The sequence below is a fragment of the Robinsoniella sp. genome (genome assembly GCF_034124845.1).
Genome location: NZ_JAWYAJ010000545.1, coordinates 21,899 through 30,240 on the forward strand (window position 1 = coordinate 21,899; position 8,342 = coordinate 30,240).

The 8,342-nt window shown below is 41.8% G+C and carries 6 protein-coding genes, 1 pseudogene and 1 riboswitch; of the genes and pseudogenes, 2 read left to right on the plus strand and 5 right to left on the minus strand.

Annotated features, from left to right (window positions below; translation table 11 throughout):
• Positions 1–120: 120 nt before the first annotated feature.
• From ACH2DQ_RS27165 to ACH2DQ_RS27185, 5 genes are all read right to left on the minus strand, one after another.
• A complete protein-coding gene (locus ACH2DQ_RS27165) occupies positions 121–2,064 on the minus strand; it encodes a fructose-1,6-bisphosphatase (protein ID WP_394914946.1) in 1,944 nt (647 codons plus the stop codon).
• A 202-nt stretch (positions 2,065–2,266) separates the two neighbouring features.
• Positions 2,267–3,028, minus strand: coding sequence for a 4-hydroxy-tetrahydrodipicolinate reductase (gene dapB, locus ACH2DQ_RS27170; RefSeq protein ID WP_394914879.1), 762 nt, complete (start codon positions 3,026–3,028; stop codon positions 2,267–2,269).
• Between the two features lie 19 nt (positions 3,029–3,047).
• Positions 3,048–3,938, minus strand: a complete 891-nt coding sequence (gene dapA / locus ACH2DQ_RS27175; RefSeq protein ID WP_394914878.1) for a 4-hydroxy-tetrahydrodipicolinate synthase — start codon at positions 3,936–3,938, stop codon at positions 3,048–3,050.
• A gap of 68 nt (positions 3,939–4,006) precedes the next feature.
• A riboswitch (Lysine riboswitch) is annotated at positions 4,007–4,184 on the minus strand.
• A gap of 39 nt (positions 4,185–4,223) precedes the next feature.
• Positions 4,224–4,727, minus strand: coding sequence for a cob(I)yrinic acid a,c-diamide adenosyltransferase (locus tag ACH2DQ_RS27180; protein WP_394914877.1), 504 nt, complete (start codon positions 4,725–4,727; stop codon positions 4,224–4,226).
• Positions 4,728–4,825: 98 nt separating this feature from the next.
• Positions 4,826–5,452: a single-stranded DNA-binding protein gene (locus ACH2DQ_RS27185; RefSeq protein ID WP_027293128.1), complete on the minus strand. Its 627-nt coding sequence runs from the start codon at positions 5,450–5,452 to the stop codon at positions 4,826–4,828.
• A 236-nt stretch (positions 5,453–5,688) separates the two neighbouring features.
• On the opposite strand from ACH2DQ_RS27185, the pseudogene typA reads away from it, so the two are divergent.
• Positions 5,689–7,510 (plus strand): annotated as a pseudogene (typA, locus tag ACH2DQ_RS27190) (translational GTPase TypA).
• Positions 7,511–7,532: 22 nt separating this feature from the next.
• A partial coding sequence (locus tag ACH2DQ_RS27195) for a hypothetical protein (RefSeq protein WP_395028691.1) occupies positions 7,533–8,342 on the plus strand: 810 nt, incomplete at its 3' end.

The following is an 8,342-nucleotide window of genomic DNA, read 5'->3' on the forward strand; positions in this document are numbered from 1 at the left end:
TTCTGTACAAAATCACAGATAAAATAGAGAAAGCGTTTTACTTAATTATTAACAACACTACAAATAAAAAATGGAGCTTACGCCTAAAAGCGAAGCTCCATTTTGTCAAAACCGGCAATTCTAAATCTTTTCTGTAATAATTCCATGCCGGTATGCTGACAGCAGGCTTTCCAGTTCCTTGATCGTCTGCTGCAGTTCTTTACCAATATCCGTATCCGCAACCAGCCTGCGCCGCATCATCTGCTCTACGACCATACTCTCAGAATGTATATCTGTCTCTTTTGCAATCGCATCCTCCATAGAAGTAAATGGATCATGTGCTACCAGACGAAGTCCATAAGAATTATAGACCAGGGTATAACCTGCAATTCCGGTCACCTTCTGGTATGCCTTGGAAAATCCTCCGTCAATAATCAACAGCTTGCCATTGCATTTCACAGGTGTCTCTCCCTTGGAAAGCTGCACCGGCATATGCCCATTAATTATATGTGACTGGTTCATATCCAGTCCGAACTCTTCCAGAATGCGGTTGACCGTCTCTTCTTTCTCAATATAGCGGTAATACGGATTTTTTTCTTCATGATGGGTTTCTTTGTCCTTAATCAGATAACGTTCAAAGGTGGTCATTTTATCTTTTCCGAAAACAGGAGAATTCCCATTGCTCCAGATATACCAGAGAATATCCTGCCCCTTTTCCCGTTCCTCTTTATCCAATATGGAATAATAACCCTTTCTTGCATAAATCTCTAAAATATCATAAAGCGCTTTTCCGCTGTATTCCGTTCCAAAAACCTTTACCTTTTTAAAGCTGCCGTCTTCGTTTAGCGGCATGCATCCGTGATATAGCAGATTGGAATTGAAGATTTTATATAAACTTCCATGGGAAAACAAGAATCTCACATGCTTTTGGAGCTTTTCACATTTCATAAAGGCAGATTGCAGGCGGTCCATAACCTCTTTTTCCGCAGCCGAGAGTTCATAAGGATTCTTAGGGTCTACCGTTGGGAAATTCGTATCAGATAATGGATAAACCTTGCCTTCCAGTTGAATCGTACCCGCTTCATAATCAATCTTATCCAGCAAAAGCCTGTCTTCCATCTCAAATTCCGGGCGGCGCATGATAACCTGGCTTTCCAGCTTGAACTGAATAATCGCTATTGCCTTCTGCATTCTGCAGTCCCATTCCAGATCCTTGGTATTATATTCTTCCTTATCATAATTAATCTTAAAACAGCTGCACTTATCATTCCCGTAAGTGTTCATGGCAAAGTTTGCAAGGGGAATCAGATTGATTCCATACCCTTCTTCCAGCATATCCAGATTCCCATAGCGCGCCGCTATACGGATGACATTTGCAATACTGGCTTTATGTCCAGCCGCCGCACCCATCCACACGACATCGTGATTTCCCCACTGGATATCCACAGAATGATAGGTCATCAGCCTGTCCATAATGATATGAGGTCCTGGCCCCCTGTCGAATATGTCTCCCACAATATGAATATGGTCAATAACCAGCCGCTGAATGAGATTACTCAGGGCAATTATCATTTCCTTTGCACTTCCAATCCGAATAATCGTATTCAGGATTGAATTATAGTAGGCTTCTTTATCCTGTACCTCTTCTTTTTCCGTAATCAGCTCCTCAATTACATAGGAGAAGTCCTTGGGCAATGCCTTACGTACCTTTGATCTGGTATATTTGGATGCCACACGCTTACAGATCTGTATCAGCCTGTGCAGGGTAATCTTATACCAGTCTTCCAGATTATCTTCCGTCTTCTCCACCAGTTCCAATTTGAGCTTCGGATAATAAATTAAAGTAGCCAGGCTTTTTTTATCCCGGCTACTTAAGGTATTACCAAATTCTTCATCAATTTTCCTGCGGACAGACCCGGAGCCATTTTTCAGCACATGAAGAAACTGTTCATATTCTCCATGAATGTCTGTCAAAAAATGTTCCGTTCCCTTTGGCAGGTTCAAAATGGACTGGAGGTTAATAATTTCCGTTGAAGCTGCTGCTATCGTCGGATAGAGCTTAGCAAGACTTTTTAAATATCTCATTTCATAATCCTGTTCCACAAAATTATCCCCCTTGCTCCTATATTCCCCAGGGCCGTACGACAAGGTCAGTCTGACAGAGCGTGTTTTACATTGATTTCTGACAGCTGTGCGTCACGTAACACGCTATGCTTTGACGGCTCCACAAAAGGCTCTGGGATTAAAAACCCCGCAGACTGCTACGGGGTTCAGATCATTACTACATTTATTTTGCTGCTATTACATCGCTCATATCATAGAATCCCGGTTCTTTGCCAGCCAGAAATTTAGCAGCCTCCACAGCACCTTTTGCAAATATCGCTTTGGAATAAGCCGTATGCTTAAACTCAATCACTTCATCCGTTCCTGCGAAAAAAACCTCATGTTCACCTACAATATTGCCTCCTCGTACAGCGGAAATACCGATTTCTTTTGCATCCCGCTCTTTACGTTCCTGGCTTCTGTCAAATTTGTAGGTATACTGATTTCCCAAAGCTTCATTCATACTGTCGGCCATAGCAAGTGCCGTTCCGCTGGGAGCATCCACTTTATGTTTATGATGCTTCTCCACGATTTCCATATCGAATCCGGCAGGCGCCAGTACCTTTGCAGCATCCTGCAGCAGTTTCAAAAGGGTATTTACTCCAAGAGACATGTTTGCAGATTTTAGAACCGCCACCACTTTGCTGGTTTCCTTAACTCTTGCAATCTGGTCTTCTGAAAGACCAGTCGTACAGACAACCACCGGAAGGTTGCGTTCCTTACAAAAATCCAGGAGTGCATCCTCAGCCTTGGCTGATGCAAAATCAATCACAACATCTGCCTGCACGTCACATTCCCTGATATTTGTAAAAACCGGATATCCATTATCTCTGATGTCTACAATATCTATTCCGGCTGCAATCTGAGCATTGGGATCATCCTTTACGATCTGGCTGATCACCTGACCCATTTTACCATTACAGCCATGCATTATTATCTTTATCATACGTTACTCCTTATTGTGCTTATGACAGTTTTAATCCGAAATCCACCATTTCTTTTGCCAATTTTTCTGCATTGGCATCTTCCATCTCCGTTAACGGTCCGCGAAGGGGTCCTACTGCCATCCCCATCAGATTCATAGCCTTTTTAACAGGGATCGGATTCACTTCACTAAACAGTGCATTAATCAATGGCAATGCGTCCAGCTGGATCTTACGGCTGCCTTCAATATCACCCTGAAGGAACTTTTCCACCATGTCGTGTGTCTGCTGAGGTGCAATGTTGGATAATACGGAAATAACTCCTTTACCGCCTAACGATAAGAGCGGAACTACCTGATCGTCGTTTCCGGAATACAAATCAATTTTTCCATCCGTAAGCTGCATCAGCTTTGCAATCTGGGAAATATTCCCGCTTGCTTCTTTGATACCAACGATATTTTCCACGTTACTTACCAGTTCCGCTACGGTTTCCGGTAAAATGTTACATCCGGTACGGCTTGGCACGTTGTATAAAATAATCGGAATCTTAACTGCATTTGCAATGGTTGTATAGTGTTTGATCAATCCCTTTTGTGTCGCTTTATTATAATATGGTGATACCAGAAGAAGTCCGTCAGCCCCGTATTTCTCGGCTTCAACTGATAAATACACTGCTGTATCCGTACAGTTTGAGCCCGTACCAGCTATTACCGGAATTCTTTTAGCCACTTTATCGATGGTATATTTAATTGTTTCTAAATGCTCTTCATGAGTTAAAGTAGCAGATTCACCGGTCGTGCCGCAGATAACAATTGCATCTGTTCCATTTGCGATCTGATCTTCCAGAATCTCTCCTAATTTTTCAAAGTTAACGTCTCCATTTTCTTTCATCGGTGTAACAATTGCCACACCTGCGCCTGTAAATATTGCCATGTGCTTTTCCTCCTTAAAAAATAGGGCCAGGCTAAAGAGCCTGCCCCTAAAGATTACGTAAAAAATTCTCTTTGGATAGCTCCCCATCATAAAAATATGATGACAGTCATATGCCTATTCGCCATATGCCCAAGAATACGATTACAGGTACCGCACCTTTCGGCGTCTTTCCCTTTCTAAAATCTTCCTCTATGCCTGAACATATCCAACTTTATACTGATGAAACACGCAACCTCTATCTAACTTATTCAGTTATTCTAACTATAGCATCATTAAAAATCCTTGTCAACAATTGTTTTCTAATTTATGAATCGTTGACATCTGCGTCACTTCATCGACACAGTCCCAGAGTTCCTGCCCGTTGCAGATCCCGGTCATGATTAGCTCTGTCTCATCATCCTTAGCCTCAATCAAAGTGCGGATATCATCAATTGTCACAATTCCATATTCCAACAGTCCCAGTACTTCGTCTAAAATCAGGACTTCGCACCCTTCTGTTACCAGGACCTTTTTTGCAAAATTCATTCCATTGCGAATGTTCTGTGTCTCTTCTTCCTTTTCTTCTGCGCTCAGACTATCAAAAGATTCATCTGATTTTTCAAACCGAAACAGCTTAATCTCCGGTTCCAGACGCTTCAGGAAGCTGATCTCTTCCACCATCCTGCCCTTCAGAAACTGAATAACAATCACAGATTTGCCCTGGCTGGCAGCACGGATCCCCTGACCGATAGCTGCAGTCGTTTTGCCCTTGCCTTCACCACAAAATATATGTACTGAACCTTTATCCATAGCGCACCTCACTTAACTGACTGGTGGTTAAACCGCCATATACCTAACTACATTATCAGTTTTATTATTTTACTACAGTTAAATAAAGAATGCAACACTTATTCCATATATTCCAACTTGCTTACCGACACTTCATAAGCAATTCTTTTTTCAGTAATATCTCCCTCCAGTTTTTTCATGTACTCTCTGCTTTGTATACGGCCCCATACCTGCACATGTCCACCTACGGAGAAACCGGAAGTAAACCTTGCATTTCTTCCCCAGCAAATGCAGGGAATATAGTCCGATTTTCCATATGGGCGGTTGACTGCAACCAGCATATCGGATATTTCTCTTCCAAGCGGAGTCTTACGATATACCGGCGGCTTACAGATAAAGCCATCCAGGAATATCTGATTTGTCTTCACCTTGTCATTTTCTTCTTCTACGAAAGTGACCTCTCTGGCAAATACGGACAACACCAGCCTGTTCTTTTTTTCTTCATGTCTGTTGTAGGAGCGGAACTGCCCCGTGATCTGTATGTATTCTCCCTGGTAATCCTGTGTCACGTCAATCAGTCTCTCTGAAATCATCACCGGTATTCTGTCCAGGGAATCGCTGAGTCTTTTGACCAGCACGTCTAACATGTAGAATCCCTCCCCAAACACCTCGTGGCTGAAAGTAAAGCCTGATGCAATTTCTCCAATAATGGATACCTGATTGTTTTCAATAATCTTATCTGTCATGAATAATAGTTCTCCCTTCTTCTTACGAAGTATCTCTTTTCGTATTTTGTATATTAATATATCTATTCGGCTGAATTCACTTTTAGAACCACTAATTTTTAAAATTTCATTATTTTTTTTAAAATTCTCAATGAATGTCCCTTAAAATCGACAAAACCCCTTGTAATCTGGGAAAAATATGATAAACTGTATGAGTTATATTTTGTTCATTATATGGAAAGAAGGAAAATCATTTTATGAAAAGAGAAGATATTCGTAACATTGCCATCATCGCCCACGTTGACCATGGTAAGACCACATTAGTTGATGAGCTGTTAAAACAAAGTGGTGTATTCCGCGCCAATCAGGAAGTCGCAGAACGTGTCATGGATTCCAACGATATCGAGCGTGAACGCGGCATTACGATTTTATCCAAGAATACAGCCGTTTTTTACAAAGGTACAAAAATAAACATCATTGATACACCAGGACATGCTGACTTCGGCGGCGAAGTGGAACGTGTGCTAAAAATGGTTAATGGTGTTGTTCTTGTTGTTGACGCTTTTGAGGGTTCTATGCCACAGACAAAATTTGTTCTGCGCAAAGCTCTTGAGTTAAATCTCCCGGTTATTGTCTGTATCAATAAAATCGACCGTCCGGAAGCAAGGCCAAATGAAGTTATCGATGAAATCCTGGAATTATTTATGGATCTGGATGCTTCCGATGAGCAGTTAGACTGCCCATTTGTCTACGCTTCTGCTAAAGCAGGACACGCAGTTCTGGATATGACGGATGAAGCAAAGGATATGACTCCTTTATTTGAAACTATTTTAGACTACATCCCTGCTCCGGAAGGTGATCCGGAGGCTCCTACCCAGGTATTAATCAGTACCATCGACTACAATGAATATGTAGGACGTATTGGTGTAGGTAAAGTAGACCGTGGTACTATAAAAGTAAACCAAGAAGTGGTTTTGGTCAACCACCATGAGCCAGAAAAACAGAAAAAAGTTAAAATCAGTAAATTATATGAGTTTGACGGACTGAATAAAGTGGAAGTTCAATCTGCTACGATTGGGTCGATTGTTGCTATTTTCCGGAATCGCTGATCTTCATATCGGAGATACTCTTTGTGCACAGGAAGATGTAGATGCTATCCCATTCCAGAAAATTTCCGAACCGACCATCGCTATGCATTTCATGGTAAATGACAGTCCTCTTGCCGGCAAGGAAGGAAAATATGTAACCTCCAGACATCTCCGTGACAGACTGTTCCGGGAATTGAATACCGATGTCAGCCTTCGTGTTGAGGAAACAGAGACTACGGAAGCTTATAAAGTATCCGGTCGAGGCGAGCTTCATTTATCCGTATTAATTGAAAATATGCGCCGCGAAGGATATGAATTTGCAGTAAGTAAAGCCGAAGTACTCTACCAAAAAGATGAACGGGGCAAATTATTGGAGCCTATGGAACTTGCCTATGTGGATGTACCGGAAGAATTTTCCGGAACCGTTATCCAGAAACTGAGCCTGCGTAAAGGCGAATTACAGGGTATGAGCATTGCCGGAGGCGGATATTCCCGTCTGGAATTCTCAATCCCGGCGAGAGGACTGATCGGTTATCGCGGAGAATTTTTAACAGATACAAAAGGAAATGGTATTTTAAATACTACTTATGACGGATATGGTCCATATAAAGGTGATATCCAGTATCGTAAGCAAGGATCTCTAATCGCTTTTGAATCCGGTGAATCCGTAGCTTATGGTCTTTTCAGTGCCCAGGAGCGAGGTACCCTGTTTATTGGTGCCGGCGAAAAAGTATATGCCGGAATGGTAATCGGACAGAACGGGAAAGCGGAAGATATTGAATTAAATGTCTGCAAGAGCAAACATTTAACCAATACACGTGCATCAGGTTCTGATGATTCCTTAAAACTGACACCTCCTAGGGTACTGAGTCTGGAACAGGCGCTGGAGTTTATTGATACCGATGAACTTCTGGAGATTACACCTGAGAGCCTTAGAATCCGTAAAAAAATACTGGATCCTACAATGAGAAAGAGAGCATCCAGAAAATAAATCTTAAGAAGGGACATACTGCATGGTAAAAAACAAATCTTTCCTGATCATAATCTGTTTCCTGTCCATCATAACAGGACTTTATACCGCTAAGACAACCGCGTTTGCAGCAAAAACAAACGGAATGAAAAGACACTCGAAGAAAGCAGAAAAGATAATATTCACAGGCGCATCCGGAACTGCCCTGATGGAGGGTTCCAGAAAAGACGGAGATACAAAGAGACCTCAGAATATAAACTATGGAAAATGGAAAAAGGGAAAAGATTTATTTTTTATTACAAAGTCAGGATCTGGGATTTTATGGTTTCTGCCGCCATCCAGGCGGCAGGCCATACTGTCCGAGAGTTCCTTTTTTTCCACTTCTTATGACAGCACTCATCCACAAGGAGGCGAGTATCTTCAGAAGCTTCTGGATCGTGACAATCCTCAGAATGTGCACTATTCGGTAGCCCTGATTATAGAAGGAAATGATATTCGAAAGGCACGCAAACGATCTGAGACCCGTAAGCAGGCTCAGGTTTATGCAGATTATTATCTGTCTCTTGCACGCAGATATCCTTCCTATAACTTTTATGTTATATCGAAATCTGCTTATGCGCCCGGTATTAAAAAAAGCAGAATAAACCGTAAATCCCGGGCATTTAACAAAGAGTTACAACGTATTTTATCAAAACATGCCCTGCCGAATATTAAATATGAAAAATTCTATAAATATTCCAGAGATCTTTATCATAGAAGGCCCGATAAGGCCGGTACAACCGCTGACCAGCATCCCAACGAGTATGTAACCCAGCAGTGGTTTAACCGTATATTAAAATATATGAATTTAAGC

Coding starts and splice junctions, on each gene's coding strand:
- ACH2DQ_RS27165 (WP_394914946.1), bottom strand. CDS start 2,064: ATGAGATATTTAAAAAGTCTTGCTAAGCTCTATCCGACGATAGCAGCA.
- dapB (WP_394914879.1), bottom strand. CDS start 3,028: ATGATAAAGATAATAATGCATGGCTGTAATGGTAAAATGGGTCAGGTG.
- dapA (WP_394914878.1), bottom strand. CDS start 3,938: ATGGCAATATTTACAGGCGCAGGTGTGGCAATTGTTACACCGATGAAA.
- ACH2DQ_RS27180 (WP_394914877.1), bottom strand. CDS start 4,727: ATGGATAAAGGTTCAGTACATATATTTTGTGGTGAAGGCAAGGGCAAA.
- ACH2DQ_RS27185 (WP_027293128.1), bottom strand. CDS start 5,452: ATGACAGATAAGATTATTGAAAACAATCAGGTATCCATTATTGGAGAA.